This is a genomic window from Phormidesmis sp. 146-33 (genome assembly GCF_052939515.1).
Genome location: NZ_JBJPHU010000097.1, coordinates 1 through 26,674, shown reverse-complemented (window position 1 = coordinate 26,674; position 26,674 = coordinate 1). Strand labels below are relative to the sequence as shown.

Sequence of the window (26,674 nt, the reverse complement as noted above, 5' to 3'; positions counted from 1 at the left end):
CAACTGGTTTGCTGACTGTTGTTACTGTACTCCATAAACCTGAAATGTGCTGTAAGGTGGCGTTAGTCACTGGCGGAACTTCAGGAATTGGTCGTGCAACGGCGATCGCTTATGCTCAACAACAAGCAAAGGTGGTGGTGGTGGGTCGTCGAATCGATGAAGGTGAAGAAACGGTTCGATTGATCAAGGAAGCTGGCGGAGAGGCGATTTTTGTGCAAGCCGATGTCACAAAAGAAGCCGATGTTCAAGCAATGGTTGATAAAGCAGTTAGCGTTTTTGGTCGGTTAGATATTGCCTTTAACAATGCAGGAACGGTCGGCGAAAACCCCTCATTGATTGAGCAACCAGAAGCGGAATACGAGCGCATCATGAACGTCAATGTCAAAGGCGTTTGGTTGTCGATGAAATATGAAATCGCTCAGATGTTGAAACAGGGAAGTGGTGCGTTCGCCTCTGGCGGCACTATGTGCATCGTCAATACGGCATCTGGGAATGGAGTCGTTGCACTTCCTACCGTACCCCTCTACACCGCGAGTAAACATGCGGTAGTAGGTTTAACAAAAGCTGCTGCACTCCAATATGCCAAAGCGGGGATTCGCATCAATGTCTTGCACCAGCAGCAATCGAAACAGATATGTTTGAAGCAGCTACAGGTGGACAGGATGAAGCCAAAGCTTACATAGCAGGACTTCACCCGATCGGACGAATTGGAACACCGCTTGAAGTTGCAAATGCAGTTCTGTTTTTATCATCTGACCTGGCATCGTTCGTAACAGGTGAAACGTTGATGGTAGATGGTGGGTATGTAGCGCAGTAGTCGATCGGCAGTGCGAAATGTTTGATACAGCACTTCAAGCGACTTACTAAAGTAACACTGAAATATGTTTGCTAATTCCATCGGAAACTCCATAGGAATCTGCAAGAAGTTGAGTGTTGGAACTGACTACACTCACATGAACTAAGACAAAGAGAACTTAAGAGGTGATGATGATGTTCAAAGTGCCTTCTAACTCCCCACAGGGACAGGGAAAGACCTTCGCCGCTGTTTCAGAGCAGTCCTTACCTAACAAGGCCTTTCGTCCGGGCTGGCTCGAAATCATTGTGGGTCTTGTCGTCTTTGGCGCTGTCGCACGTGGGGGTGTGTTGCTGTCCGGGCAGCTCGGTCTCAATCCCGCCGTCTACGGACTAGCCCTCGCCGCGCTGTCTGTTATCGCCCCCTTTGCTGGGTTTGCGGCAGCCGTGCTGCTGCGGATTCGCTCCCTGCATGCCTTTGGCGTGCGCCGCGTCTCTTGGCGTTGGCTGCTGATCGGGGTCGGAGCAGGGGTGGTCGCTTTCGTGGTCAAGGGTTTTGCGGTCATGGCCTACACCGCCCTCACCGGGGATAGCTCCACCCCTCAGGAGGTGTTCGGTGACGGTGGCAGCGGCGGGGTGCTGTCCCTGATCCTATCCACGCTGTTTATCGGTCTGCTCGTACCGCTCGTCGAGGAACTGCTCTTCCGGGGTGTGATCACTAACGCGCTGCTGCGCTACGGCCCGTTCATTGGCGTTGTGGGCAGCACCCTAATCTTCGCCCTCGCTCACGGCATCAACACCGTCTTCCCAGTGGCTTTGGTATTTGGTCTCATCAGCGCTGAAATGTTCCGCCGCAGCGGATCGGTCTGGCCTGGTGTGATCGCCCACATTGTCAACAACCTGCCCACGGTCTTTGTGTTGGTGCTCCTCAGAGCGGGCTGAACAATCACCATCACTCGAAAGGGTTGTCTTTCCAATGGCTCGCTTGTTTTCAAACCATCCGCCCGATCCCGATGGACGCACATACAACGTAGAGCCACCAACTCACGCTGAGAGGCAAACCATGATTGCTACGACTTATATCCGAATCTCTCTACTAACTGGAGCCGTGATGCTGGCCATTAGTGCTAAACGCACAATTAAAGGAAAAAGAAATGGCTGAAACATTTGGTGCAAAATCGACCGCCGACGAGGTGCTTTCCGGCGTCGATCTCAAGGGAAAGCGATTTCTGATTACGGGTGTATCGTCGGGCATTGGGCTTGAAACCGCCCGTTCACTGGTCGCTCACGGCGCGAGCGTCGTCGGCGCGGTCAGGAACCTCGCTAAAGCTGAGCCAGCCACTGCATCGGTTCGTGATGCCGCCCTGCGACGCGGCAGCCTGGAGTTGATCAATCTCGATCTGGCATCCTTGCAAAGCATTCGTGCCTGTGCGGATAAACTGTTGGCTGACGGACAGCCGTTCGATGCCATCATCGCTAACGCTGGCGTTATGGCAACTCCGTTCGGTCGAACGATCGACGGCTTTGAAGTCCAGTTCGGAACCAACCATCTGGGTCATTTCGCCCTGATCAATCAGATCGAGCCGCTGCTCGCCGATAATGGACGGCTGGTAGTCCTGTCGTCACTCTCGCATCGCGGTGCCGATATTGACTTGGACGATCCAAATTTCGAGCAGCAGGCATACGATCCGTGGGTCGCTTATAGCCGATCGAAAACCGCCAATTCACTATTTGCTGTGGAGTTTGACAGGCGGCATCTCGATCGCGGCATTCGGGCTGCTTCGGTGATGCCCGGAAACAGTCTCACGGATCTACCCCGCCATTTCTCGCCGGAGGAGTTGCAGGGACTTTTGCAGACCGTTGACGCAGCGCGCATAGAAGCGGGTTTGCCGCCGAAAGCGTTGAAAGAAATTCCGCAGGCAGCCGCAACGTCGGTTTGGGCCGCAGTCGTGGCGAATAAAGACGAGATCGGTGGACACTATCTCGAAGATTGTGCGATCGCACCGATTGATGACACGCCCAACCCGTTTGCCGACGGCGTAAGGTCGTATGCGCTCGACGCGAACAAAGCCAAGCAGCTTTGGGCGAAAAGCGAGGAATTGATCAGCGCTGCGTCTTGAAGGTTATCGCGCACATCTAAACGCAATAATCCATTCCACTTTCGTACTTGGATGAACACAAGAATGCCTGATTGACGTATAAGCGTTGATCACCATGACTTACGTTTCCCCCAAACTGAACCAGGAGAACACCATGTCACAAAAACTCTCAGGAAAAGTTGCGCTTGTCACTGGCGGCTCTAGCGGTATCGGGCTTGCCACTGCTAAACGATTTGTCGCTGAAGGTGCCTATGTCTTTATCACGGGTCGTCGTCAGACTGAACTTGATGCTGCTGAAAGCGAGATTGGCAAGAACGTGATGGGCATTCAGAGCGATGTCTCAAATCTGGCAGACCTCGATCAACTTTACGCCACGATCAAGCAAGAGCAAGGTCACTTGGATGTAATCTTTGCGAATGCTGGCGGTGGTGAATTCATCCCGCTCGGAGCAATCACCGAAGAACACTTTGACAAAACCTTCAACACCAATGTCAAGGGTCTACTGTTCACTGTGCAGAAGGCACTGCCGCTGATGCCAGAGGGCGCTTCCATCATCCTGAATGCCTCAACTGCTTCCATCAAGGGTATTCCAGCTTCCAGCGTGTATAGCGCCACCAAAGCCGCCGTGCGATCGTTTGCCCGCACCTGGACACTCGACCTCAAAGACCGCCAGATTCGAGTGAATGCGGTCAGCCCTGGTTTCATTCCGACTCCCGCTTACGATCTTCTCTGGGGACTCAATGGAGAGCAGTTGAAAGAATTTGTGGCGAGCCAAGCTAACAATATTCCATTGGGACGAGCTGGCACACCCGACGAGATCGCCAAAGCCGTTGTCTTTCTGGCTTCAGATGACAGCAGCTTTGTAAACGGCATTGAGCTATTCGTCGATGGTGGCATGGCACAAATCTAAGAAGATGCTGTGTTCACACCAGCAACAATGCAGCAGACGGTTTAAAGCCGCTAGCGCTGCGTCCGAGTTTCTTTGTCGCCGCTGATTTGAGCCATTGGGCGTTTTGGGTGATGTGAGGTGTGGAACGGATGACGGATAAACTTGAGCACAACAAACAGACGGTCACAGCATTTTATGACCTGATGTTCAATCAGTGTCAGCCCGCAGAAGCCATCGAGAAATATGTCGGCGATGTGTACATCCAGCACAACCCAGCGGTGGCCGACGGGAAGCAGGCTTTCATCGAATATTTCGAGAGGATGGCGAAAGAATATCCGGGCAAGTGCGTCCAGTTTAAGCGCGTTTTCGCTGAAGGCAATTATGTAGTCTTGCATTGCTACCAGCAATGGCCGGGCGACAACGACTGGGCGGGCATCGATATCTTCCGCCTGGATGATAAAGGCAAGATAGTCGAGCATTGGGACGTGCTTCAGACCATCCCGGAAGCGTCGGCTAACGATAATACGATGTTCTGAACAGTTGAGTGCTGGTAGGGTGAAGTCCGGTTTGTACAACGGCACGTCCAAATAGTAGGCAGTGGAATTCAGATGTAACTAAGGCGATCGCAGCCATTTTATCAGTCGCATAGTAACACCATAAAATCTGACAAACTGCCTAAGAATCTGAAAGAAACCGAGCATTAGAATTCATTACACTTCGGTTAAATCAGACGAGAATCCAATGCGGTATTCATAGGAGATTGCAATGCCTTACGTTACTGTCGGCCAAGAAAATTCTGCAACCATTGATCTCTACTACGAAGATCTGGGGGCAGGTCAACCCGTTGTACTGATTCATGGATTTCCCCTCAACGGTCATTCTTGGGAAAAGCAGGTCTTAGTGCTGCTAAATGCAGGGTATCGAGTCATTACCTACGATCGCAGAGGATTTGGTGCTTCTAGCCAACCCTCATTTGGCTATGACTACGATACCTTTGCAGCAGATTTGAACGTGCTGATGACCCAGCTTGACTTACAGGATGCTGTGTTGGTTGGCTTCTCAATGGGAACAGGCGAAGTCACGCGCTATCTGGGCAAATACGGCTCAGAGCGGGTGCAAAAAGCGGTGCTGATGGCTCCAGTGCCGCCCTTTTTGTTAAAGACGAGCGACAATCCAGAGGGCGTTGACCAAAGCGTTTTCGACGGCATTATGAAAGCGATCGTTGCAGATCGTCCAGCTTACTTTTCTGAATTTTTCAAAGCGTTCTTCAATGTGGATGTGTTGCTGGGTAAGCGGATTAGCAATGAAGCAATTCAGGCAAGTTGGAATGTGGCTGTAGGGGCTTCTGCGAAAGCGGCTTTAGATTGTGTCCCGTCCTGGCTCACCGATTTCCGCAATGATCTGCCCCGCATTGATGTCCCAACTCTGATCATTCATGGCGATGCCGATCGCATTTTGCCACTGGAATCCACCGCAGCAAGACTCCCGAAGCTGATTAAAAACAGTCAACTTGTTGTCATTCCTGGCGGACCGCACGCCATCAACTGGACTCACGCCGATCAGGTCAATCCCGTGTTGTTGGACTTTCTTCAGGAGTGATTATCGATCGAGTCCTTTATCGCTAAAAGGGTTCTAATATGTTTTCCAGATTAATGATAGCGGTTGCAACCACAGTGCTAATGATTGTGACCTCTTGTAGCTTTCCAGCGGTATCACTGAGCAAAAGTGCGATCGCTCAAGTGCCAGGTGTCTATCCATTCAAGTTAGGTGATTTCACAATTACAGTCCTGAGCGATGGCACACTCCCCCAGGATCTCCATACGCTGCTGTCGAATACGAACCCAACAGAAACCGATCGCCTGCTTCAGAAAAACTTTCTGACTAATCCTGTCGAGGCATCAATTAATGCTTTCTTGATCGACACTGGAGAGCAACAAGTACTCGTGGACACGGGAGCCGGAACCTTTTTTGGTGCAAAACTGGGCGGCAAGCTTCAAACATCGTTAAAGGCAGCAGGCTACACGCCTAACGAAATTGATGCAATTCTTCTGACTCATATTCATACCGATCATAGTGGGGGGCTGGTCAACGGGTGTTTCCTGCCGCTACGCTCTATGTTGGCAAACCAGAGGTCGATTTCTGGTTCGATCGAGCGAATGCCGCGCGATTCAACGTGGCTGAAAAGTACTTTGACGAAGCCGCGAAAACTGTCAAACCTTATTTAGATGCAGACAAGGTGAAATCGTTTTCTGGCAAGACAGCCCTGCTACCGGGAATCACCGCGCATCCCACACCCGGACACACTCCTGGTCATAGCTGCTACGTGGCGGCAAGCAAGGGCGAGAGCATCGAGTTTTGGGGCGATATTGTTCACTTTGTTTCGGTGCAATTTCCCAAGCCAGAAATTACAGTTGCTTACGATGTCGATGCCAATGCTGCTGTGGCACAACGCAAAAAACAGTTTGCAAGAGCGGCAGCATCCCGAATTTTGGTAGCAGGCGCACATTTGCCCTTTCCCGGCGTTGGACACCTCCGGGCAGCAGAACAAGGTTATGCCTGGGTGCCAGTAGATTACCGCTGGCGTGAACCCTAAAGGATTCATAGCAATCATCTTAGCAACTTAATGATGGTTGCGATCGCACCACAGTCAAACGTCCTATACAAAGGAACACCATGAATCAGCCCAAGTTTTTTGTTACTCCCGGTTATGGCGAATACATGCTGAATGAATTGCATTTCTCGCAAGCCGTAAAAATTGGCGATCGAGTGGAGACATCAGGACAAGGCGGCTGGAATGATGATCTACAAATTCCCGAATCGCTCGCAGACGAAATTGCTCAGGCATTTCGGAACGTAGAGCGAACCTTGGCGACTGCTGGTGCGGGTTGGGAGCATGTTGTCCACGTTAATTCTTACCATGTTGGAGGGTTTCCTCCGGAGGTTAACGATGTGATGGTCAAGCTATTTCGTCATTACATGCCCAACCATGCCCCAATTTGGACAGAGGTAGGAGTTGCAGCGCTTGGACTTCCCACGATGCGGATTGAGATCCGCGTTACTGCAATTACGAGCTAAAACCTATGGAGAGATTCAGATGTCAGAGAAAAACAAAGCAATTTTATTAGAGGCAAATGCGGCGATCGCGCTCAGGAAACAATGAAGGATTCCTATCGTTCTGCAACGACGACATGGAATGGATATTTGTAGGCGACAAGACCCTTAACAGAAAAGAAGCTGTCCGCCAATGGATGGCAACGACATACATAGAGCCGCCAAAGTTCATGGTCGCGAACTTAATCGCTGAGGGTGATTTCGTCACGGCACTCGGCGACATTACCATGAAGGATGAAGACGGGAAGGTGGCTCATTCTCGTACTGCGATGTCTGGCGCTTTTGCGATGGTCAGATGGTCGAATTAAAGGCTTTCGTCATCAAAACTGAGGTCAAGGTTGGTATGGCTGGAATAACTTTGATGGGCAGCTCTTCAGCTTACCTCCATCGCTAGTTTAATTCCGTTCACCTACTCAGTACTGTTTCGGTTGCCCGTAAACGTTCAACATCCCGGATAGGCGGCGCACCAAACATGCGGACATATTCGCGGCTAAACTGTGAAGTACTTTCATACCCGACTTGATAAGCAGCTTGAGTTGCATCGATCGCCTCAGCCAGCATCATCTGACGCGCGGTTAACAATCTCAATTGTTTTTGGTATTGCAGCGGACTCATTGAGGTGACTGCTTTGAAATGGCGATGGAACGATGCCGTAGACATATTCGCTTGCTCAGCGAGATCCTCAACCCGCAGCGGCTGGCTAAACTCTGCCTTAATTTGTCCGATTACTTCTGCAATTCGCTGCATGTTGCTGCCAGCGGTGGCAACCTGACGAACAGTTTCACCTTGGTGATCGGTGAGTAGACGGTAATAAATTTCGCGGATCATCATCGGGGCGAGAAACGGGATATCCTGTGGTGTCTCTAACAGGTTGATTAACCGGATGGCGCAATCAAGTAAAGACGGATTGGCATCGCTAACGCACCAGCCTCTGACCGAGTTTTCTTTGCGATCGTCGTCTGGGTTTGTTTGAGCAATAATCTCACAGAGTTGAACTGGGTCTAGCTTCAGCTTCAAGCCGAGATAGGGTTGATCGGGTGTCGCCTCGATCATGCAGACGCTCAACGGCAAATCCACTGGCATCACCAAATATTGAGCAACACCATATTGAAAGTTTTCCTCATTCAGCGATAATTTCTTTTCGCCCTGTGCCGCCATAGCAAACAACGGTTCGCTGACTGTTTGGAGGGTTGTACAAGTATCGCATCGCACAAAGACTAAGGAATCGATCGCAGTTGGATAATAAATGCCTCCCTTGCTGTCTGTGTGTCGATCGATGAGTGTTGCCAATTCTGCACATTTGGCGATCGCGCTTTTCTGGCTGAGTGTATCAATCGTCATGCTGAACTCCTAAATTGATGTAGCCTTGCTCATGCAGTCATTATAGGAAACCTTTCTTCTTTGCCTGCATCTTTTGAGAGGATTAGGCAATCATCTGCGGAGTTTGTGCATTTACCCTCCTGATTCTTGCTTATAGGATGAAACTATTCGAGCGGTCTAAAGCCTCTAGTGCTGCGTTCGAGTTTCTTTGCCGCCGCTGATTTGAGTAGTTTACGGACAACTGTGAAACGACTATTCCTGTCCGTTGCTGCCGCAGTACTCGCCATAGTGTGAGTTTCCTCCAGCGGCAGAACTAAAAATGTAGAAACCACTATAGCCAATCGTACTGAACAGAGGAACTGTTGGAGGGTTTCCCCCGGAGGTTAACGATGTAAGCATCGTGTTCGTTATGTCCTGTAAACCACAAACCTTATTTGCTGATTCCTATGCTGAACACATTGATAAACAAAGAAACACCAAAGCGTACCCTTCGCCCTCTAACTCCTTTTACCCTTTTCATCGGCTCGATCTCCTATCTAGGAGTTGGTGTCCTCAACCCGATTATGCCTGCCTTAATCGAGGGACGCTATGGCGGCACCGCGTTTCACGTCGGGTTAATGTATACCACATTGGCAACCGCGCAATTTATTGGTAGTCCTGTCATTGGGCTACTGAGCGATCGCTATGGGCGACGACTCATTCTGCTGTTCAGCTTACTAGGCGCAGCGATCGCCTACCTGATCCTGGGTATAGGCGGCGCGCTGTGGGTGATGTTCGCCGGGTGGGCCATCTTTGGTATCACGGATGGTACAGCAAGCTCGATTTTTGCCTACATTGCAGATACCGCAACTCTAAAGGCTCGTACTCGTGCCTTCGCATTTATGAGCGCGGCAACGGGCGTGGGTTTTACAATTGGCCCCATGATCAGCGCCCGGTTTGCATCCATCGATCTGGCAATTCCCTTGTATGTCGTGGCAACCACAAGTGTAGTCGGTTTGGTATGGGCCTATTGGGCAATGCCGGAAACGTTCCCTGACAACCCTCGTGTTGCACGAGTCTCATTCCGTCAATTGAATCCATTGAGTCAGCTATTTGTGGACTGGCGCAATCCGCATCTGCGCTGGCTAATGCTCAGCTTTTTGCTGACCACGATGACGTCCATCATCACCTCATCAAATCTGGCTGCGATGACCAATGATTTGTTTGGCTGGCAACCAGAGCAAATTGCGCCAATTTTCATGTTGCTGGGTGTGGTTGAAGTCCTTTCTCAGGTCTTGATCATGCCTGTCCTACTTCACTTTCTGAGAGAAATTCAAATTACTAGCCTGGGTGCGATTATTCTGAGCATTGCATTTGTATTATTTGGTTTGTTTTCTCTGACTGGGCTACCAGCACTGGTGTACGTGGCAGCAATCATGGCAAACATGGGCACGGCATTGTTGGAGGTATCACTTCAGGGATTGATGTCAAAAACAGTCGCACCCGAAGCTCAAGGACGCATCCAGGGCAGCTACAGGGCAACGTTTGCACTAGGACGAATCATCGGCCCTTTATGGGCTGGTTGGCTCTACCAACAGATTAGCCCCGCAATGCCCTACTGGATCGGTGCAGGGCAAATGATGTTGGTTTTGATCTTGACTCGGTTTGCAGCATCTAAACTTCAACACAAAGGAATCGCACAATGAAGGCAACCCGTCCGGCAATTAGGCAAAATGTTTCCCGTCGATCGGTGCTTGGATTGTTAGGATTTGGTGCCGCCACCGCTGCCTTAACACCCACTTTTTTGAAGACGGCACGGGCACAGAATCAAACTCAAACTCAACCGTCGCGACCGGCTTCAACCCAACCATCGCCGATTATCACGAAGGAAATCCCGCGCACAAAGGAGAAACTGCCTGCAATCGGTCTGGGAACGTTTATGACCTTTGATGCTTTATCTAATCAGCCCCGCGATCGGCTTCAGCAAGTAATGCGTCGCTTTTGGGATGCAGGCGGGCGAGTGGTCGATACCTCACTGCTCTATGGGATGTCGGAAGTGAACGTGGGCGAATTTGCCAGAACACTCGGCTTGACCAATGATTTGTTTATTGCTAACAAAACCTGGGCAACTGGTGAGTATCTGGGCGATCGCAGTCAGGCGCAGCGTCAGTTTGAACAATCACTGGCACGATTGTCTCGCGGTTCCTTTGGAGTTGCGCAAAGCGCTAAACGCATTGACGTAATGCAGGTTCATAGCTTGGTGAATGTAGATGCAATTTTGCCCCTGTTAAAAGCATGGAAAGCAGAAGGTAAAATTCGCTACGTGGGCGTTACCCACCACGATCCGTTATATTTTGCTGCGCTTGAGAGGTGGATCGAGAACGGCGATCTAGACTTTGTTCAACTTCGCTACTCAATTCGTCAGCGTGGAGTTGAAGACAGAATTCTTCCGGCGGCAGCGGCGCGAGGAACAGCCGTCTTAGCTAACATGACCTTTGAGAAAGCCCGTCTTTTTGAATTGGTCAAGGGGCAACCACTACCCGATTTTGCCAGCGATTTTGGCTGCGAGAACTGGGCACAGTTTTTTCTCAAGTATGTGATTTCTCACCCGGCTCTAACCTGTGCGATTCCCGCAACCACAAACCCCGATCACGTTGTTGAAAATATGGGGGCACTAAGAGGATCGCTACCTGATGATTCAATGCGTATCCGAATGGTGAAACACATGGAAAGCCTTCCCGGCTTTGACAACCTTCTCCAAACGCCCTGGTATCCTGGCAAGAATTTTAGCGGATTGGTGCGCCTGCCAAATCCACGTCCGATCGGTTGAGATGGAGTCTGTATTATGTTGCATGGAGTCTGTATTATGTTGCGTAGATTTAGATTTAGGTATTTGATTTTCCTGTCGCTGTTGGTCTTTTCGCTCATAGCGCTAGGTTCGTCCGTGCTCAGTCAAGCACAAAGCCAGTTGCCCTATTGGACTGAAGCTGCACCGCCAACAGTCGCTCGGCAAGAACTTTATCCAGAAGTTTTGAACGGAAAAATTTACGTGGTCGGCGGTTTGCTCAGCCCAAACACTGGGTTCTCAGCGCATTTCGAGTCTTACGATCCAGTCAATAATGCATGGACAGCCTTGAGACCGATACCTGAAGCCCGCCATCACATTACACTGTCGGCAGTCAATGGCTTGCTCTATGGTATTGGCGGTTTCACCGGTGGGTTTCCAGACTGGCGGGCGCAACCGACAATGTTCATCTACAATCCTGCCTCTAATACTTGGACTGGAGGGACTGACCTACCAGCGGCTCGTGCCGAGGGCATCTCCGCAGTGGTGGATAACAAGATCTACCTGATTGGTGGGCGCGTTCGAGCGACTGAGGATGCTCGGCTGTTCATTGACCATATCGACAGCGTGCGTAACGAAGTATTCGATCCGATGACTAAACGCTGGTCAGCCCGTGCCGATGCACCCACAGCGCGAAACAGTGCAGCATCGGCTGTCATTGATGGCAAGATCTACGTGGTTGGTGGACGCAATTTTACCAAGAATGCTGATGGTACTGCTCGCCAAGTCAATGTGCCAAATCTTGAGGTCTACGATCCAGAACTCGATCGTTGGGAAACGCGATCGCCGATGCCTCAAGCCCAAGGAGGTCTGGCTGCAACCGCACTCAACGGCAAGCTTTACGTGTTTGGCGGCGAACAGTGGGTTCCAGAGCGGAAGGTTTTCGCCGAAAGTTGGGTATACGACCCGCAAACCGACGTGTGGGAGGCATTGCCGCCCTTGCCAACGCCACGACATGGATTGGGAGCATCCGCAATTGGCAACCGAATCTTTGTGTTTGGTGGTGGAACCCAAACAGGCGGAAATGCAGCAACAGCAACCCACGAGGTGCTGGTATTGCCCACCTAGAGTGCTATGCACTAAGAAGTTTATAGATGAAATTTAAGGATAAGACAATGGCACAAGACACAACAGAAATCGCGACTTTTTTTGGGTGCCACAGTTCTCATTTAATGAGTGCACCTCAGTCTTTCAAGACTCATTTTGAGACAGGTTTTCAAAACCATTCGTTTCAAAGGTGTTGAGATCTAAGCATTTGTGCTTATTGCAAAACTGAGATGTACCTTACATAATTGACTGTGTAGTCACTCATGAATGTGATTTGAGGATGGTCAGACCCAAAAGCGAAGATAAGCGAAATGCAATTATGGAGGCGGCAATCCGCATGATTGTCTCACAGGGATTGAGTGCGCCAACGGCGTTAATCGCTAAAGAGGCGGGTATTGCAAATGGTTCACTATTCACTTACTTCGAGACCAAGGCTGATTTGTTCAACCAACTTTATCTCGAACTAAAAACCGAAATGATTGCCGCCGCCATGAAAGACCTTCCGGAGAGTAGCGATCTCCGCAAACAGGTTCTTCATGCTTGGTCAAACTGGATCGACTGGGCTGTGTCTAATCCCCACAAGCGGCTTGCCTTGAGGCAACTGAATGTTTCAGATGGCATTACACCTGCGACGCGCAATGCAGCAGACAAGGTTGCCGTTGACTTTAACGATTTAATCAAACGCATCCGCGCCCACGGCTCTTTGCGAACAGCGCCGATGAGCTTTGTTGGCGCACTTCTACACGGGTTAGCTGAAGCGACAAGCGTCACGATGATCAATGACCCTGACAACGCAAAAAAACACTGCCAAACTGGCTTCGAGACATTTTGGCGTGCGATTAGTTAATTTTTTTGGCTTATAAATAATTGGCTAGACAGTCATTAATAAGCCGAAGATAGCGGACACACGATTGAATTCCAAATTCAACTCTTTAAGAGGCAAAACTTATGGCTAACTGGACAACTGCAAATATTCCTTCTCAAAAAAGCTGTTCGGCTGTTGTTACCGGCACTGGGGGACTCGGATTCGAGGATGCCCTGGCATTAGCACGGGCTGGAGGTGATGTTATCATTGCGGGTCGCAATTCTCAAAAAGGCGCAGCGGCAGTCGCAAAAATTCGTAACGAAGTGCCATCAGCGAGAGTTCGTTTTGAACAAATCGATCTCGCCAATCTTCAGTCCGTAAAGGACTTTGCCGAACGACTCCGCAGCCAGCAGGACAGTCTTGACCTGCTGATTAACAATGCGGGTGTAATGATGCCTCCGAAGCGACTGGAAACCACTGATGGCTTTGAGCTGCAATTCGGTGTCAACTATCTGGGTCATTTTGCCATAACGGCGCAACTGATGCCGATGCTGTGCAAGGGGAAAAATGCGCGCGTTGTCACGCTATCAAGCATTGCTGCGCGGAACGGCACGATCGATTTCGATGATTTGCAGGCAAAACACAATTACAAACCGATGGCTGTATATGGCCAATCGAAGCTCGCCTGTCTGATGTTTGCCTTTGAATTACAACGGCGCAGCGAAGCTGGTCAATGGGGCGTAGCCAGCTTTGCAGCACATCCGGGTATCGCGCGCACGGATCTTATATATAACGCGCCTGGCGGGTGGGATGCCCGCGTTATTTGGCGAACTCTTTTATGGTTCCTTTTCCAACCGGTGCCGCAGGGCGCACTCCCAACGCTTTTTGCGGCGACCTCACCCGATGCGAAATCTGGTGCTTATTATGGCCCAAATAAGCTGAACGAAATGCGCGGTTTTCCGGCTTTGTCAAAGGTGCCTCCGCAGGCTACAGACACCGATGCGGCTGCGCGACTTTGGGATGTATCTGAAAAACTGACCAAGATCAACTTTTGAAAATTGACCAAAATCAACTTTGGGTATCCAAGCCAGGTAGGTAATTAACATGACAGAAAATACTGCACCACCAAATTCCCAATTGGAAGAGATCGACATTGAGTATGTGCAAGGATGGCGACAAGCCGCTCTCCTTCTTACGCTTTTCCTTACCAATGCAATCGCTCAGATCGACAGAATTTTGCCGTTTATTCTGTTCGAGTCGATCAAAGCGGATCTTTCGCTGACTGATACCCAAGTCGGCTTAATCGTTGGAATCCCCTTTGCAGTCTGCTTTACACTCTTCTTATTGCCGCTTGCCCGTGCGTCGGATCGCGGATCGCCCCGTTTTGTCCTCATTTCCTGTATTTTGCTTTGCAGCGCGATGACAGCGCTTGGCGGTTTCGCCACGAGTTTGGTATTTTTGGTTCTGACGCGGTTTGGTGTCGCGTCTGGTGTGGCTGGCATCACTCCCTCAGGACACAAGCTGATTGCGCGCAAAATCAACCCAGAACGTCGCGGTCTGGCACTAGGCATTTTCTCCATGGGTATTCCGCTCGGTGCCATGGTCGGATTTGCTGCTGGTGGCGCGATCGGCGATACGTTAGGCTGGCGTGTCGCCCTATTTGGTGCCGGAGCCATTGGAGGGCTGGTTGCCCTGTTAGCGATGTTCTTTGTAGAACCGACCCCGCCGCTTAAGTCCATGGCAGCCAATGTCGAACCATTTTTGCAATCGAGCCTGGAGTTGCTTTCGTCTCCGGCATTCCGTTGGCTATTCATCACTGCTATCGGCATCGGTTTTGCCACAGCCCCTTTCTACATCTTTTGCGCACCTTTCCTTATTCGTACCCATGGCTACACCGCCAGCGAAGTCGGACTGGTGATTGGGCTTTTGCAGGGACTGATGGGGATCGTCGGATCGCTCTTGGGCGGACGCGGATTAGACCGCGCGATTCGCTCTGGGACAAAGGGATTGCTTCTGCTTCCTGCCATTCTCTTCCTGATCATCGCTGTGGTGACAACGGCGGCGTTGTTCGTGCCGATCGGATGGATGTCCGTTCTCTTGTTGGTGCCAGGTATGTTTACCTTCGCATTTATCCTGCCATGGATTTTTGGCACTGCACACCTTGTAGCGGGTAAGGGTAAGGAGGCGATGGCATCCAGTCTTGGCATGATTGGTTCTGCTCTTCTGGGGCCAGCTCTCGGGCCGCTGTTGGTTGGCATGATTAGCGACGCGGCTACATCGGCGCAGATGCCAAATGGGCTTGCACTTGGGCTGCTAATTTGTCCGATCGCATGTTTCCTGTCCGGGATCACATGTCTGATTGCAAACCAGCGCATCGCCGTATGGCTTAGATCTGTCAGAATTTAGACTAAACAATCATCAGAGCCTCATCCGATCGCAATGTTTAGGTTGTCCGTAAACGTTCAACATCCCGAATAGGAGGCGCACCAAACATGCGGGCATATTCGCGGCTGAACTGTGAAGTACTCTCATACCCGACTTGATAAGCAGCTTGAGCTGCATCAGCGTTTTTAGCAAGCATTATCTGGCGCGCAGCTAAGAGTCGCAATTGTTTTTGATATTGCAGCGGACTCATCGAGGTGACTGTTTTGAAGTGGCGGTGGAACGAGGAAACGGACATATTCACCTGCTCAGCAAGATCCTCAACCCGCAACGGCTTCGTAAGCTCTGCTTTGATGTGGTTGATCACCTCAGCAATGCGCTGCATATTGCTGCCAGCAGTGGCAATTTGGCGAACTGCTTCGCCCTGTTCACCCATCAGAAGACGGTAATAGATTTCGCGAATGATCATCGGTGCCAGAAATGAAATATCTTGCGGTGTGTCTAAAAGTTTGGCCAGCCTCAGAGCGCAGTCAATCAAAGATGGTTCAGCATTGCTAACGAACCAGCCTTTCACGGTTTCTTTTTGACTAATGCATGGCTGGGTATGAGCAATGATCTCACAAAATTGGGCTGGGTCTAGCTTCAGCTTAAATCCGAGATAAGGTTGAGTGGGAGTCGCCTGGGTCACGCAGGCAGTCACTGGCAAATCCACCGACAAAACCAGATATTGAGCGACACCATACTGAAAGATTTCTTCGTTCAGCCACAATTCTTTTTGTCCCTGTATCACAATCGCAAGAAGCGGTTCGCTGACACCGGGCATGACTGCGACAGGATTACATTCTCGCGTGAACTCTAAGGGAGCGATCGCAGTTGCATGGACACCGTTTCCCTGGCTATCAGTATGCCGATCGACCAATGCCGCCAGTTCTTCATATTTGTCGATCGCGCTCTTGTGGCTGAGTGTATCAATCGTCATGCTGTTCTAACTTAAACTCTGCTGCTGCGCTCATTATAAGGACAATTCTCCGTTACCAATGCCTTACTTGAGAGGATTAGGCAATTATCTGCCAGGTTTGTATATTCACGTCAAAGCTTTTCAAGCCTAGGATAAATTCATGCCGTAAGAGAAGACCAGCAATTAAACGTTAGATCGTTGGACTTGTCAAAAGTAGAACCTGCCGTTGAACTGCGCCGTTAGGTGTATTCGGTTATCAAAATTGGTTTCGACATTTCAGGAGGAAATTTATGTTTGTAGTGTTTGGTGCGACCGGACAAACGGGTTCTGTGGTTGCCGATACGTTGCTTGAAAAGAAACTGCCGGTGCGCGTTGTGTTGCGCTTTGCGCTAATCGCAACTGCGAAGCACCCGAACAAAACCGCTAACGCTTGGCAGGCGAAAGGCGCGGACGTTGCTTTCGCTGATGTCATTGACGCAGATGCAATAACCAAGGCGTTAGACGGCGCGATTGCTGTTTATGCAATGAATCCGCCTGCTTATCAGGCTGCCGATATGTTCACCTTAGCCAAAAACATTGGTGCAGCATATGTTGAAGCGATCGCGCAATCCAGTGTGCAAAAAGTTGTCTTGCTTTCTTCGGTCGGTTCGCAGCACGCTACTGGGACGGGCAACATCATGACAACTTACCTTTTGGAAAATATCTTCGACGATTTGACGATTCCCGTCGCGTTTCTGCGGGCAGCGGGATTCATGGAAAACTGGAACGGCATGGCTGCGATTGCCGCCGAAAAAGGCATTTTGCCGAGTTTTTATAGTCCGCTAGACCGTAAACTCCCGATGGTTTCTGCCACCGACATCGGACGCGCTGCCGCCGAAGCGTTGACCGAAGACTGGACGGGCAAACGCATCATTGAACTGTATGGTGCGGCAGATTATTCGCCAAATGATGTCGCCGCCGCTTTTGCTGCTGCGCTCAAGCGCGCCGTGCAAGCCGTTGCCCTCCCCGAAAGTGAGTGGCAGGCGACAATTGCCAGTTTCGGGTTTTCGCCTGAAGCCGTCAACAGTTACAGCGAGATGATGCGCGGTTTTAATTCCGGTCATATCGTTTTTGAGAACAACGGAACTGAAACTCGCAAAGGACAAATGACAATCGAAGATTTTGCTGCCAAAACTGCAAAAGCGCAAAGCCTGATTTAGAATTTCGCGCACAAAGACTCAATGAAAAATGTCTTACCAAAGCGATAACGAACAATTCAATGGACATGAGAGCGAAACAGCTACTTTGTTATAGAAACTTCAGGAGGTTAAAGAAGATGCATCATTTGGGTCAGGTTTTGATAGGTGCGGGGTTGATTGGGCTGCTAGCGGCTCCGGCGATGACGCAAGCTCGCACGGATGAGGCAGGTTTTCAGTCGAATGTGACTGCGTTTGAGCCAAGTCATGACTCGACCGCATTGAATAAGCCGCCTGCCCTCGATCAGTTTCCAGCACTCGTAGATTTGGCCCAGGCAACTCAGTCCAATCAAGCAGACGCACAGGAGATTCAGGTAATCGAACAGCGCAACAAGGAAATCGTCCGGCAGTACTTCGACGGTTGGCGAAACGGAACTGGCAACTTCTTTGACCTACTCGCTCCAGAAGCAACCTGGACGATTACGGGCACTGGCGCAACTGCGGGTACCTATCGCAAGCAAGCGTTACTTGATCAAGTCATTAATCCAACCAGTGCCCGTTTATCGACCCCAATCGTGCCAACCGTACGCGGCATCTGGGCAGATGGCGATATGGTCATTGTCCTGTGGGATGGAGCAGCGACCGCTGGGGACAGCAGACCTTATCGGAACACCTACACCTGGTATTTCAAAATGCAGGATGGCAAAGCGATCGAAGCGATTGCCTTTCTGGACATGCAAGAGTTCAACGACTTGTGGACAAGAGTTTCACCGAGAAACTAGTGCTGGTCGCCATATCGCTTAGCTAGAGCGACTTCCGCAACTTTAACAAGGAGAAAACCATGACAAACAACACAAAGATCGCATTGGTCACAGGAGCGAGCCGAGGACTGGGCAAAAATACGGCTTTGGCACTTGCTAAAAAAGGCGTTGATGTGATCGTGACCTATCGCAGCAGCGAGGTAGAAGCAAGTCGCGTTGTCTCTGCGATCGCAGAAATCGGTGGTAAAGCCGCTGCCCTGCAACTGGATACTTCCAGCACGAAAACCTTTGATGAATTTGTGTCATATGTCAAACAAACACTTCAAGATCAATGGCAGACCGAGCAGTTTGATTTTCTGGTGAACAATGCGGGAATTGGAATCCATAAGCCGTTTGCCGAAACCACTGAAGACGATTTTGATCGTTTGATGAACATCCAATTCAAGGGCGTTTTCTTCCTCACCCAAAAGCTGCTGCCACTGCTTAAGGACGGCGGACGGATTGTGAATCTTTCGTCGGGTCTGGCTCGCTTTACGCTGCCGGGCTACTCAGCTTATGCCAGCATGAAAGGCGCGATCGAGGTCTTGACTCGATATATGGCAAAAGAACTAGGACACCGACAGATTGCTGTCAATGTTGTGGCTCCGGGCGCGATCGAAACAGATTTTGCAGGCGGTGCAGTGCGGGACAATCCAGAGATTAACAACTTCCTCGCTTCGCAAACGGCTCTGGGTCGTGTGGGTCTTCCGGATGATATCGGCGGGGCGATTGCAGCATTATTATCCGAAGACAATCGCTGGGTGAATGCCCAGAGAATTGAAGTCTCTGGTGGTCAGTCTATTTAATTTCAATCCACCTCAACAGTCAGGAGAACCATCATGTTGAATGTAGAAAACAAAGTCGTTGCTATCACCGGAGCTAGTAGCGGTATTGGTGAAGCAACTGCTAGATTGCTGGCTCGTCAGGGTTTACGGGTTGTGTTAGGGGCGCGGCGCACCGATCGACTAGAAGCAATCGCTGCCGAAATTCGCTCTGAAGGTGGCAAAGCAGAATACCGTACCCTTGATGTCACCAACCTCGAAGACATGCAAGCCTTTGTCGAGTTTGCCCAAGCTAAATTTGGTCGCCTTGATGTTGTGGTGAACAATGCAGGCTTGATGCCACTCTCCAAGCTAGAGGTACTAAAGGTCGATGAATGGAACCACATGATTGATGTGAACATTCGCGGTGTGCTTCATGGCATTGCTGCTGCGCTACCTCTCTTTAAGCAGCAACGATCAGGGCAGTTTGTCAATCTCTCCTCGATCGGCGGGCACAACGTCTATCCAACCGCAGCCGTGTACTGCGCCACTAAGTTTGCAGTTTGGGCGATTTCCGAGGGACTGCGGCAAGAATCGACAGACATCCGGGTGACGGTAATTTCGCCTGGAGTGACGGAAACTGAACTTGCCAGCACGATCACGGATGCTGAAGCAGCGGAATGGGTGGAGGGATTTCGTGAGGCAATGATTCCAGCAGATGCGATCGCGCGTGCGATTGCCTTTGCGATCGAGCAACCCGCAGAGGTGGATGTGAATGAAATCATTGTTCGACCGATTGGACAAATGAGCTAAATCTCGGAAGTCGAAAGAACACAGGAGAAATAATCATGCAGATGCGAAAGCTAGGCAATCAAGGACTAATGGTTTCAGAGATGGGGTTGGGCTGTATGGGTATGTCTGAGTTCTATGGCAGCACTGATGATCAAGAATCAATCGCTACCATTCATCATGCGATTGATCTAGGCATTAACTTCCTTGACACCGCAGATATGTATGGTCCATTCACGAATGAGCAGCTCGTTGGCAAGGCAATCCGCGAAAGCTCCGCTGCACGTGAACGTGTTCGTCGTGATCAAGTGATTGTTGCGACCAAGTTTGGTAATGTTCGCACATCGGATGGGCAATTTCTAGGCGTGAGTGGTAAACCTGACTATGTGCGCTCTGCTTGTGATGCCTCTTTGCAACGCTTGGGAATTGACACCATTGATCTCTACTATCAACATCGGGTTGATCCGACTACACCGATCGAAGAAACAATTGGAGCAATGGCAGAACTAGTACAGCAAGGTAAGGTTCGCTATCTTGGTCTGTCAGAAGCAGCGCCAGCTACAATTCGACGCGCGCAAGCAGTTCATCCGATCAGCGCATTGCAAACAGAATACTCGCTATGGAGCCGCGATCCAGAGGATGAGATTCTTCCCACAGTGCGCGAATTGGGGATCGGCTTTGTTGCCTACAGTCCGCTAGGGCGCGGCTTCCTCTCTGGTGCAATTACCAAACCAGAAGATTTAGATCCAACCGATTATCGCAGCCAATCTCCCCGCTTTCAGGGTGAAAATTTTTACAAGAATCTGCAATTGGTCGAGCAAGTGAAGGCGATCGCAGCTGAAAAAAGCGTCACGCCTAGTCAGCTTGCTCTGGCTTGGCTCTTAGCTCAGGGTCAAGATATTGTACCGATCCCAGGAACGAAACGTCGCAAATACTTAGGAGAGAATGCAGCCGGAGCAGACATTACTCTTACACCAGAAGACCTACAGCGCATCGAAGTCGTTGCACCAAAAGGGATTGCTGTTGGAGAACGTTATGCACCTCGACATATGAGCAGTGTGAATCAGTAAACGTATTCAGAAATGAACAATCGTCTTTCTCACAGATGTAGTCGCTGGTCTCGCCACTACCGAGATCTTCCGCCGCCGAGGATCGGTCTGGACTGCTATTAGTGCAAAGATTTTGCGCCTCGGATTACTGAACGGGAACCCTTCGGCGGAGCTGCCGAGTATGAATCCTTCTCTAAGGTTGTGAGTGCTGTCAATCAGTGGATCGAAAGTACAACGATACAGATGATCAATGTTGAAACCGTTGTTTTACCCGATCGCATCGAAGGCACAAGTGATGGGGTCTACGGAGTGACGACCAGCAATGGTTTCTACCCAGTGATGATCAGTCAAGGCATTACAATCAACTGCTTTCAATGTGTGCGCGTCTGGTACAGAGAATAAGCTTCATCGGAAATAGTAGGAGTGAACTTTAGACTTGCGTTTTCGGGTTCTCGTCAAACTAAGCGAATCTCAAATGAAACGATTTACCTTGTTTACTTTCTTGTATCTCGCGCTGGGAGTTTGTCTGACCGCGAACACTGCGTAAAGCGAAGCTACCGCGCTTGGATATCCGAATCTGCCTTCGAGTCTTCAAACCAGCTTGTTCATCAATGCGGGAGCATCCTACCTCGTTTGTTTCCTCAGTACCTTCCCATTTTGGCGTGAGTCATCGATCCGTATCTATCGCAGCCGCAATTCAGCGGTCATCCTACCCTGGTTAGTGATTAGACCTCCTGCACGAATCAAATGGGATGGGCAAGTTCATAGTTGAGCAAGCCTGCAATCAGATTGAAGCGTAGTCCAAATCGCTTCCGACGGTTACGATAGCGCTCCGACAAAATCCGAAACACCTTCAACTTACGATTGGTATGCTCGACTACAATTCGCACTTGGGCGATTTGCTGGTTGTAGTGCTGGTCTGCCTTCGACAACCGCTGATGTCGCGACTTTTTCACAGGGGTACAAGTATCGGCATGCAAATTCGTCATCCCCTGATAACCACTATCGGCGACCCACAATTGCTCAAGTTGGGTCGGCAGTTTGGAGTCCTTGAAGAGGCGGAAGTCATGGTTTCGTCCTTGACCAAAGGCAGTGCAGACAATCATCCCCGTTAGATAGTCCACCACTACTTGCGCTTTCAGTGTGTGCCACCGTTGCTTGCCGCTGTAAAATAATCGCTGGTTTTTTTGGGGCGTTCAATCGGGCACTCTGTCACATCCACCAGCAGCACACTGCCCTTAGAACTCGGCTGATACAGGTGCTTTTTACCCAGCAAGCTGAACTCACCCGACTGGATCAGAATCGTCTCAATCTTGCGAACCATCCGACCCACCGTCGTTTCGTCAATGCCCCAACTCTGCCCAATGTGAAACTGAGTTCGGTATTCTCGCCAATATTCCATCGCAATCAGCAGTTGGTCTTCGACCTTGAACTTGCCTTGTCCGCCCCGTTTGCCGCTACGGGTCAACTTCGGTTTCAGCACCTCAACCATCTTTTCAAAGGTGTCTCGTCGCACTCCGCATTTACGTTTGAACGATTTGGGTCGCAGATGTTGAATCCGGTCGTACATCAGATTTGTCTCCCACAAACAGGGTTTGGCTCTCTATTTTAGCCGTTCAGATTAGACTTCAGCATTCACGCAGGAGGTCTAGTAAACTTTTAAGGGTTGGCTTGGCTAATTCAACCACCTCGCCTTCTGACTGTAACAATCCAACTGAATTTGCACCAATGTTAATCACTTCCCACGGAACTCCGTCCCAGTGCAAGACAGTTCCAATGCTAAAATTCAGCATCGATTGCTTTTCCGTTTGCACCACCTCGAATTCGCCCTGCATTCGATGAAACGCTTGAGCCGTGTCTTGATCTAGAAAGACTCGAACTTGTTCAGGCTCGGATAGACGTGCAGCAGCCAAATCAACATACACCTGCTCAGTTGCAATCAGGTGATAGAGATGATCTGGACTCACCGTTGATTCTACGGCTAATAGTTCTGATACACAAAATCGGCGTTGCTGAACAAAGGGATGAATCAAGTGAGTACGGGTATTGACCAATACTTTAGGTAATGGAGGAGCAATCGCAGCGAATGCTTTAGCATTTCGACCGACTTGGAGTAACACAAGGTCTTGCGATGCAATCGAGCTAAGTCGTGACGTAAGCGGGTATTCTCGCCTTCGACTCTCGTCATGTACGTCTTGCTCACAAGGTGGTCGCCTTCCTCAATAAAACCGGGATAAACCTTCCAGCCATCGGTGACATAGAAGTAGCAATGCCAGCAACAGACAATCTGCCACAAGGGTTTGAACGTCTCTGCGCTGTGACTCCCACCACCCAAGCGAGAATGCCCGCCCGGAAATGGTTCACGGCTGTCCAGATCCACATTTTGTTTTTTTTGACCCGACAAAGGTTTCTAGTTCGTCGAGTTCTCCCACCTCTGGAATCTCCGACTCCTGTGGGGCATCCGGCAGTTGCTGTCCGAGTTGCTTGACCCAATGAATCACCGTTGTGTGATGCACGCCAGTACAGCGCTCAATCGCGCGAAATCCCATGCCGTTGACGTAACGCATCAAGCAATCCTGCTTGGTTGCTTCGCTGTAGCCTTTGGGTGGGTCATAGCCTTCAATAAATTGGCGACCGCAGGCGCGACAGATGTGATTTTGCTTGCCTCGCCGTTTCCCGTTCTGGCGAACCTCAGTAGACCCACAGTATCGACACTGCATAGTACAACACCCTCATTCATCCCTCTATTATGCAACGCCCTCCTGGTGGGCAATGCCATTTTCCCTGAATATCTTGGCAGTAGCGGTTTGAGTTCTCCTGAGCGAGTTTAATTAACTCCGTCTCGGTCTTACATTCCTCCCATTCCACGCCGTCGGTTCGCAAAACAAAAAAGTCGGGTGTGTACTGATGCCGCGTTCGTCGCCCAATTTTCGATGAGTAGACTAATTCAATCGGTGGCGGTTGGTCATAGTACTCCAGCACCATTTGATCATGCTCAAGTTCGTGAATCCGGGCTAATTCATTCCGATGCGACTCGAACTGAATCGTCAGTCCCATCTTTCGACTCGGATAGCTGCTACAAACGTTTTTTCGTCGCCCTTGAACTTGACGAGATGGGGCTGCGTTCCGAACTTGCTCAATCACGGCACGAGCAACGGAATTAACCTGAAGCTGTTGGCACCAATCGTTGAAGGCATGACTGCTTAACATCTTTGCAGCCTCCTGAAGAGTTACAACTGTGGAATCGGTACTCATCGCTTCTCACTTCAGCTAATCACAATTTTGAGTCTGTTCAAGCCATTGCTGCAAATGTTTGCTCAACTTATGCTTTCAAAACAAAACTTTGGCTCATGTTATGCTTTCAAACCGTTTGGATTAAACTAAATCAAGCGACGCAAAAATCAGCATCTCAAGCATTTTTTGGCTCAACTTATGCTTTCACAATGGCTCAAGTTATGCTTACAGTGACATGTGGTTTCAACCATAAGTTGAGCAAGCCGCTCACTTTATGCTTTAAATCCAGTTGCTCACTTTATGCTTGAAAATCGCGCCTGCTTGAGACGGAATATTGCTTCGTTCGGAGACAATCTAAGGTTATAGCACTGACTGAAAAATGTTGAGAGTTCAGGTTTACGCTGCCGCTTCAGTACTCGAATGGTGTTGTGTGCGATTTGTTGAGTGATTTTTGGTGTGACCACTAATAGCGCTCCAATTGCCTCTGCGACCCACTGGTTCCATCTCCATTGGTCATCCGTCTTGTCGGCTCGAGGATGTGGCTCGACAGCATACCCAAGCCAAGCGCCACAGCGGGTGCAGTGACCAAGCGGTCTGTGCCGATTCAAATAAACTTGTAAAGAACCGCAGTAGGTACACCACAGTTGTAAGTAGCAACGGTGATGTGGACAGGTTTCTACTACGTCTAACGCCCAACAGGTAGGCTCAGTAGATCGAAAATTCTCTAGGAAAGGGGTAGAGTCAGGCTAACCAAAATTTAAACAGCCATGACTTCCTACCCATCCTTATTATGTGATACGCCCGCTTTGGATGATCAAAGCACCTTGGACTGCACGATCCACTGCTTGAGCGAACACCTTTGCTTGGAAACGAATGGCAGTTACACAGCGCGGGAATTCTTTGAAATCCTAGTGCGAGCGGCAAGCCGGGGAGATAGCATTGAACACACCACACGAAGTTTGTCAGGAGCACCTAGCAGCAACTGCATCCGCTATCAGCTAGAGAAACTGGACGACAGGGTGACATTAGAGGCACAAGTGAATGCCGCCTTGCAAAGTCGGATTCCACCCAAAATCGGCAAGGGGCGGCATCGCATCGCCATCGATTTGCACTTGATTCCCTACTATGGGGTACCGAACGAAATCGAAGCGCCGTATGTCTACCGCTCTCAAGCAAAAGCCGGGACGACCCGATTCTTTGCCTATGCGACTGTGTATGTGATTTGCCGCAACAGGCGTGTCACCTTGGGCATTCATGCGGTGCCGAGCGATGAAACCCTAGTTGCTACGCTCACCTATCTGTTAGCAATGCTCTCACCGTTGCGCGTGCGCGTTAAAGCGTTACTGCTAGATCGCGGTTTCTACTTAGTTCCCGTGATTCGCTGGCTCAAGGCACTCAACTTACCGTTTTTGATGCCTGCGGTAATTCGCGGCAAAACAGGGGGAACTCCTGCGCTGTGTGTCGGACGCAAAAGCTATCGCACAACCTACACCCTCAACAGTTCTGCGCATCGCAGCGTCACCTGTTGCGTTGCCGTGGTCTGCGGGTATTTCAAAGGATTCAAAGGGAAGCATGGCATTTGCGATGCCCTCTACGTCGTGCATCGCTTGAAGATCGCGCTCCCTCAACTACATGACTATTACCGCGACCGCTTTGGCATTGAAACGAGCTACCGCCTGAAGAATCAGGGGCGCATTCGCACCACCACCAAAAACCCAATCCTCAGATTTCTATTTGTCGCGTTAGCCTTGATTCTGGTGAATCTGTGGGTCTATTTGCTCTGGTATTTCGTCTCTCGCCCAAGACCCGGTGGGCAGGTGGTTTTGAAAGCTTTGTTTCCCTTCAAAACCATGTTGGATTTCCTCACTCATGCGGTAGAACGACGATTTCCGTTGATTACAGCCATTTATTTACCCGTGTCGGGCTGACTTTGCGATCTACTGAGGCTAGGTTGGTTGCAGAACGATAGCCTAGATACAATTCGATGCGTTGCTGATGACTGGTGCGTGTTTGAGTTCGATTACCATAGCTCGATAGTGCAGCGACAGGAATATCGAGTTGATGTGAAACAAATTCTACAACATCATCGGGAATGCTGTGAATATCATCTGGAATAAAGCCTAAGTACCGCAAAGTCAGCAGTTGCAAAGCGAATCCGATGCGATTTGTATTCCCACGTCGTTGATCAACTAGACTCAAATCCTCATACGTTAAAGTGAAATGAGTTCTGATATCTTCTGGAAAACGGTTGAGGCGTTCTCGCTCGGCATCGGTTAATATTCTTCCTGGCATCGCAAGGTCTCAGTCTTTGTAAAGGTGGACTGAGTGTCGCACGAACCCAGCCAAAGACTGTCTGATAATGACTGCTAATGCCTCTACTGTTCTGATTTATCTGCGCGGACAGCAGAAGTCCCACCGAGGAATCAAGGATTCAGCCACCTAGACCGAATTGGATTACGCTTGTAGCATGGTCGTTAGATGTACTACTCAGTCCAATATTAGTCCCAGTCCTCTGTAGTACAATGTTTGACTGATTTGAGCAACTTATCAGTTCGTTAGTTCAAGCGATAAATTCCTTAGCGTTGTTTTTGGTGTGTGATTCGTTCAGCCTAAACAGATAGCAATATCTGGGGACGGCT

The 26,674-nt window shown here is 50.0% G+C and carries 30 protein-coding genes and 2 pseudogenes; 24 read left to right on the top strand and 8 right to left on the bottom strand.

Going from position 1 to position 26,674, the window contains the following annotated elements; all coding sequences use genetic code 11:
• The first annotated feature begins 44 nt into the window (after window positions 1-44).
• The 11 genes and pseudogenes from ACJ2PR_RS27220 (at window position 45) to ACJ2PR_RS27170 (ending at window position 7,199) form a co-directional block, all read left to right on the top strand.
• A pseudogene (locus ACJ2PR_RS27220) lies at window positions 45-817 on the top strand (SDR family oxidoreductase).
• Window positions 818-984: 167 nt separating this feature from the next.
• Entirely contained in the window at window positions 985-1,734 is a 750-nt protein-coding gene (locus ACJ2PR_RS27215) for a CPBP family intramembrane glutamic endopeptidase (protein ID WP_446879321.1), read from the top strand.
• 34 nt (window positions 1,735-1,768) lie between these two features.
• Complete coding sequence (locus ACJ2PR_RS27210; protein ID WP_446879320.1) at window positions 1,769-1,954, top strand: hypothetical protein; 186 nt, start codon at window positions 1,769-1,771, stop codon at window positions 1,952-1,954.
• On the top strand, window positions 1,947-2,912 hold the full coding sequence (locus ACJ2PR_RS27205; protein WP_446879319.1) for an SDR family NAD(P)-dependent oxidoreductase: 966 nt from the start codon (window positions 1,947-1,949) through the stop codon (window positions 2,910-2,912). The genes ACJ2PR_RS27210 and ACJ2PR_RS27205 overlap by 8 nt, the downstream gene beginning before the upstream one ends.
• A gap of 133 nt (window positions 2,913-3,045) precedes the next feature.
• Window positions 3,046-3,801 carry a glucose 1-dehydrogenase gene (locus tag ACJ2PR_RS27200; protein WP_446879317.1) on the top strand — a complete coding sequence of 252 codons (756 nt, stop codon included), beginning with the start codon at window positions 3,046-3,048 and terminating at the stop codon, window positions 3,799-3,801.
• Window positions 3,802-3,929: 128 nt separating this feature from the next.
• Window positions 3,930-4,316: a nuclear transport factor 2 family protein gene (locus ACJ2PR_RS27195; protein ID WP_446879316.1), complete on the top strand. Its 387-nt coding sequence runs from the start codon at window positions 3,930-3,932 to the stop codon at window positions 4,314-4,316.
• 229 nt (window positions 4,317-4,545) lie between these two features.
• Window positions 4,546-5,379 (top strand): alpha/beta fold hydrolase, encoded by an 834-nt coding sequence (locus ACJ2PR_RS27190; RefSeq protein WP_446879315.1) that lies wholly within the window; start codon window positions 4,546-4,548, stop codon window positions 5,377-5,379.
• Window positions 5,380-5,417: 38 nt separating this feature from the next.
• Window positions 5,418-6,005 (top strand): MBL fold metallo-hydrolase, encoded by a 588-nt coding sequence (locus tag ACJ2PR_RS27185; protein WP_446879314.1) that lies wholly within the window; start codon window positions 5,418-5,420, stop codon window positions 6,003-6,005.
• 11 nt (window positions 6,006-6,016) lie between these two features.
• Window positions 6,017-6,373 carry a hypothetical protein gene (locus ACJ2PR_RS27180; protein ID WP_446879313.1) on the top strand — a complete coding sequence of 119 codons (357 nt, stop codon included), beginning with the start codon at window positions 6,017-6,019 and terminating at the stop codon, window positions 6,371-6,373.
• A gap of 80 nt (window positions 6,374-6,453) precedes the next feature.
• Window positions 6,454-6,855, top strand: coding sequence for a RidA family protein (locus tag ACJ2PR_RS27175; RefSeq protein WP_446879312.1), 402 nt, complete (start codon window positions 6,454-6,456; stop codon window positions 6,853-6,855).
• Between the two features lie 56 nt (window positions 6,856-6,911).
• Window positions 6,912-7,199, top strand: a complete 288-nt coding sequence (locus tag ACJ2PR_RS27170; RefSeq protein WP_446871941.1) for a nuclear transport factor 2 family protein — start codon at window positions 6,912-6,914, stop codon at window positions 7,197-7,199.
• 97 nt (window positions 7,200-7,296) lie between these two features.
• Here ACJ2PR_RS27170 and ACJ2PR_RS27165 read toward each other — a convergent pair whose 3' ends face one another.
• Window positions 7,297-8,232 carry an AraC family transcriptional regulator N-terminal domain-containing protein gene (locus tag ACJ2PR_RS27165; RefSeq protein WP_446879311.1) on the bottom strand — a complete coding sequence of 312 codons (936 nt, stop codon included), beginning with the start codon at window positions 8,230-8,232 and terminating at the stop codon, window positions 7,297-7,299.
• A gap of 231 nt (window positions 8,233-8,463) precedes the next feature.
• Window positions 8,464-8,610 carry a hypothetical protein gene (locus tag ACJ2PR_RS27160; protein ID WP_446879310.1) on the bottom strand — a complete coding sequence of 49 codons (147 nt, stop codon included), beginning with the start codon at window positions 8,608-8,610 and terminating at the stop codon, window positions 8,464-8,466.
• A gap of 47 nt (window positions 8,611-8,657) precedes the next feature.
• Here ACJ2PR_RS27160 and ACJ2PR_RS27155 point away from each other — a divergent pair, with 47 nt between their 5' ends.
• From ACJ2PR_RS27155 to ACJ2PR_RS27130, 6 genes are all read left to right on the top strand, one after another.
• On the top strand, window positions 8,658-9,896 hold the full coding sequence (locus tag ACJ2PR_RS27155; RefSeq protein ID WP_446879309.1) for an MFS transporter: 1,239 nt from the start codon (window positions 8,658-8,660) through the stop codon (window positions 9,894-9,896).
• A complete protein-coding gene (locus ACJ2PR_RS27150; protein ID WP_446879308.1) occupies window positions 9,893-11,020 on the top strand; it encodes an aldo/keto reductase in 1,128 nt (375 codons plus the stop codon). The genes ACJ2PR_RS27155 and ACJ2PR_RS27150 overlap by 4 nt, the downstream gene beginning before the upstream one ends.
• 114 nt (window positions 11,021-11,134) lie before the next feature.
• Window positions 11,135-12,103, top strand: coding sequence for a Kelch repeat-containing protein (locus ACJ2PR_RS27145; RefSeq protein ID WP_446879307.1), 969 nt, complete (start codon window positions 11,135-11,137; stop codon window positions 12,101-12,103).
• 259 nt (window positions 12,104-12,362) lie between these two features.
• Window positions 12,363-12,929, top strand: coding sequence for a TetR/AcrR family transcriptional regulator (locus tag ACJ2PR_RS27140; protein WP_446879306.1), 567 nt, complete (start codon window positions 12,363-12,365; stop codon window positions 12,927-12,929).
• 101 nt (window positions 12,930-13,030) lie between these two features.
• On the top strand, window positions 13,031-13,942 hold the full coding sequence (locus tag ACJ2PR_RS27135) for an SDR family oxidoreductase (protein ID WP_446879305.1): 912 nt from the start codon (window positions 13,031-13,033) through the stop codon (window positions 13,940-13,942).
• A gap of 49 nt (window positions 13,943-13,991) precedes the next feature.
• On the top strand, window positions 13,992-15,293 hold the full coding sequence (locus tag ACJ2PR_RS27130; protein ID WP_446879304.1) for an MFS transporter: 1,302 nt from the start codon (window positions 13,992-13,994) through the stop codon (window positions 15,291-15,293).
• A gap of 37 nt (window positions 15,294-15,330) precedes the next feature.
• Here the strand turns inward: ACJ2PR_RS27130 and ACJ2PR_RS27125 are convergent, their stop codons facing one another.
• A complete protein-coding gene (locus ACJ2PR_RS27125; protein ID WP_446871472.1) occupies window positions 15,331-16,248 on the bottom strand; it encodes an AraC family transcriptional regulator N-terminal domain-containing protein in 918 nt (305 codons plus the stop codon).
• Window positions 16,249-16,517: 269 nt separating this feature from the next.
• On the opposite strand from ACJ2PR_RS27125, the gene ACJ2PR_RS27120 reads away from it, so the two are divergent.
• The 6 genes from ACJ2PR_RS27120 to ACJ2PR_RS27095 all read left to right on the top strand — a co-directional run bounded on the left by ACJ2PR_RS27120 (window position 16,518) and on the right by ACJ2PR_RS27095 (window position 21,203).
• Window positions 16,518-17,426: an NmrA family NAD(P)-binding protein gene (locus ACJ2PR_RS27120; protein WP_446879303.1), complete on the top strand. Its 909-nt coding sequence runs from the start codon at window positions 16,518-16,520 to the stop codon at window positions 17,424-17,426.
• Between the two features lie 116 nt (window positions 17,427-17,542).
• On the top strand, window positions 17,543-18,184 hold the full coding sequence (locus tag ACJ2PR_RS27115; RefSeq protein WP_446871468.1) for a nuclear transport factor 2 family protein: 642 nt from the start codon (window positions 17,543-17,545) through the stop codon (window positions 18,182-18,184).
• A 59-nt stretch (window positions 18,185-18,243) separates the two neighbouring features.
• On the top strand, window positions 18,244-19,008 hold the full coding sequence (locus ACJ2PR_RS27110) for an SDR family NAD(P)-dependent oxidoreductase (RefSeq protein ID WP_446879302.1): 765 nt from the start codon (window positions 18,244-18,246) through the stop codon (window positions 19,006-19,008).
• 33 nt (window positions 19,009-19,041) lie between these two features.
• Window positions 19,042-19,776 carry an SDR family oxidoreductase gene (locus ACJ2PR_RS27105; protein WP_446871464.1) on the top strand — a complete coding sequence of 245 codons (735 nt, stop codon included), beginning with the start codon at window positions 19,042-19,044 and terminating at the stop codon, window positions 19,774-19,776.
• Between the two features lie 35 nt (window positions 19,777-19,811).
• The gene (locus tag ACJ2PR_RS27100) at window positions 19,812-20,822 is read left to right on the top strand and encodes an aldo/keto reductase (protein ID WP_446871462.1); all 1,011 of its coding nucleotides are present in this window, start codon (window positions 19,812-19,814) and stop codon (window positions 20,820-20,822) included.
• A 180-nt stretch (window positions 20,823-21,002) separates the two neighbouring features.
• Window positions 21,003-21,203, top strand: coding sequence for a hypothetical protein (locus tag ACJ2PR_RS27095; RefSeq protein WP_446862289.1), 201 nt, complete (start codon window positions 21,003-21,005; stop codon window positions 21,201-21,203).
• A 341-nt stretch (window positions 21,204-21,544) separates the two neighbouring features.
• On the opposite strand, the gene ACJ2PR_RS27090 is transcribed toward ACJ2PR_RS27095, so the two are convergent.
• The 4 genes and pseudogenes from ACJ2PR_RS27090 to ACJ2PR_RS27075 all read right to left on the bottom strand — a co-directional run bounded on the left by ACJ2PR_RS27090 (window position 21,545) and on the right by ACJ2PR_RS27075 (window position 24,011).
• A protein-coding gene (locus ACJ2PR_RS27090) for an IS5 family transposase (protein ID WP_446879301.1) occupies window positions 21,545-22,371 on the bottom strand; the annotation gives its coding sequence in 2 pieces (ribosomal slippage) (window positions 21,545-21,984 and window positions 21,984-22,371; 828 coding nt in all).
• A gap of 58 nt (window positions 22,372-22,429) precedes the next feature.
• Window positions 22,430-22,855 carry a hypothetical protein gene (locus tag ACJ2PR_RS27085; RefSeq protein WP_446879300.1) on the bottom strand — a complete coding sequence of 142 codons (426 nt, stop codon included), beginning with the start codon at window positions 22,853-22,855 and terminating at the stop codon, window positions 22,430-22,432.
• Window positions 22,831-23,521: pseudogene (locus ACJ2PR_RS27080) on the bottom strand (IS1 family transposase). Before ACJ2PR_RS27080 ends, ACJ2PR_RS27085 begins: the two are co-directional and overlap by 25 nt.
• A 16-nt stretch (window positions 23,522-23,537) precedes the next feature.
• Entirely contained in the window at window positions 23,538-24,011 is a 474-nt protein-coding gene (locus ACJ2PR_RS27075; RefSeq protein ID WP_446879299.1) for a Tn7 transposase TnsA N-terminal domain-containing protein, read from the bottom strand.
• 791 nt (window positions 24,012-24,802) lie between these two features.
• On the opposite strand from ACJ2PR_RS27075, the gene ACJ2PR_RS27070 reads away from it, so the two are divergent.
• Window positions 24,803-25,963: a transposase gene (locus ACJ2PR_RS27070; RefSeq protein WP_446879298.1), complete on the top strand. Its 1,161-nt coding sequence runs from the start codon at window positions 24,803-24,805 to the stop codon at window positions 25,961-25,963.
• Here the strand turns inward: ACJ2PR_RS27070 and ACJ2PR_RS27065 are convergent.
• Window positions 25,932-26,327: a DUF4158 domain-containing protein gene (locus ACJ2PR_RS27065; RefSeq protein ID WP_446871898.1), complete on the bottom strand. Its 396-nt coding sequence runs from the start codon at window positions 26,325-26,327 to the stop codon at window positions 25,932-25,934. The genes ACJ2PR_RS27070 and ACJ2PR_RS27065 overlap by 32 nt on opposite strands.
• Window positions 26,328-26,674: the final 347 nt, after the last annotated feature.

Coding starts and splice junctions, on each gene's coding strand:
- ACJ2PR_RS27215 (WP_446879321.1), top strand. CDS start 985: ATGATGATGTTCAAAGTGCCTTCTAACTCCCCACAGGGACAGGGAAAG.
- ACJ2PR_RS27210 (WP_446879320.1), top strand. CDS start 1,769: ATGGCTCGCTTGTTTTCAAACCATCCGCCCGATCCCGATGGACGCACA.
- ACJ2PR_RS27205 (WP_446879319.1), top strand. CDS start 1,947: ATGGCTGAAACATTTGGTGCAAAATCGACCGCCGACGAGGTGCTTTCC.
- ACJ2PR_RS27200 (WP_446879317.1), top strand. CDS start 3,046: ATGTCACAAAAACTCTCAGGAAAAGTTGCGCTTGTCACTGGCGGCTCT.
- ACJ2PR_RS27195 (WP_446879316.1), top strand. CDS start 3,930: ATGACGGATAAACTTGAGCACAACAAACAGACGGTCACAGCATTTTAT.
- ACJ2PR_RS27190 (WP_446879315.1), top strand. CDS start 4,546: ATGCCTTACGTTACTGTCGGCCAAGAAAATTCTGCAACCATTGATCTC.
- ACJ2PR_RS27185 (WP_446879314.1), top strand. CDS start 5,418: ATGTTTTCCAGATTAATGATAGCGGTTGCAACCACAGTGCTAATGATT.
- ACJ2PR_RS27175 (WP_446879312.1), top strand. CDS start 6,454: ATGAATCAGCCCAAGTTTTTTGTTACTCCCGGTTATGGCGAATACATG.
- ACJ2PR_RS27170 (WP_446871941.1), top strand. CDS start 6,912: ATGCGGCGATCGCGCTCAGGAAACAATGAAGGATTCCTATCGTTCTGC.
- ACJ2PR_RS27165 (WP_446879311.1), bottom strand. CDS start 8,232: ATGACGATTGATACACTCAGCCAGAAAAGCGCGATCGCCAAATGTGCA.
- ACJ2PR_RS27160 (WP_446879310.1), bottom strand. CDS start 8,610: ATGCTTACATCGTTAACCTCCGGGGGAAACCCTCCAACAGTTCCTCTG.
- ACJ2PR_RS27155 (WP_446879309.1), top strand. CDS start 8,658: ATGCTGAACACATTGATAAACAAAGAAACACCAAAGCGTACCCTTCGC.
- ACJ2PR_RS27150 (WP_446879308.1), top strand. CDS start 9,893: ATGAAGGCAACCCGTCCGGCAATTAGGCAAAATGTTTCCCGTCGATCG.
- ACJ2PR_RS27140 (WP_446879306.1), top strand. CDS start 12,363: ATGGTCAGACCCAAAAGCGAAGATAAGCGAAATGCAATTATGGAGGCG.
- ACJ2PR_RS27135 (WP_446879305.1), top strand. CDS start 13,031: ATGGCTAACTGGACAACTGCAAATATTCCTTCTCAAAAAAGCTGTTCG.
- ACJ2PR_RS27130 (WP_446879304.1), top strand. CDS start 13,992: ATGACAGAAAATACTGCACCACCAAATTCCCAATTGGAAGAGATCGAC.
- ACJ2PR_RS27125 (WP_446871472.1), bottom strand. CDS start 16,248: ATGACGATTGATACACTCAGCCACAAGAGCGCGATCGACAAATATGAA.
- ACJ2PR_RS27120 (WP_446879303.1), top strand. CDS start 16,518: ATGTTTGTAGTGTTTGGTGCGACCGGACAAACGGGTTCTGTGGTTGCC.
- ACJ2PR_RS27115 (WP_446871468.1), top strand. CDS start 17,543: ATGCATCATTTGGGTCAGGTTTTGATAGGTGCGGGGTTGATTGGGCTG.
- ACJ2PR_RS27110 (WP_446879302.1), top strand. CDS start 18,244: ATGACAAACAACACAAAGATCGCATTGGTCACAGGAGCGAGCCGAGGA.
- ACJ2PR_RS27105 (WP_446871464.1), top strand. CDS start 19,042: ATGTTGAATGTAGAAAACAAAGTCGTTGCTATCACCGGAGCTAGTAGC.
- ACJ2PR_RS27100 (WP_446871462.1), top strand. CDS start 19,812: ATGCAGATGCGAAAGCTAGGCAATCAAGGACTAATGGTTTCAGAGATG.
- ACJ2PR_RS27075 (WP_446879299.1), bottom strand. CDS start 24,011: ATGTTAAGCAGTCATGCCTTCAACGATTGGTGCCAACAGCTTCAGGTT.
- ACJ2PR_RS27070 (WP_446879298.1), top strand. CDS start 24,803: ATGACTTCCTACCCATCCTTATTATGTGATACGCCCGCTTTGGATGAT.
- ACJ2PR_RS27065 (WP_446871898.1), bottom strand. CDS start 26,327: ATGCCAGGAAGAATATTAACCGATGCCGAGCGAGAACGCCTCAACCGT.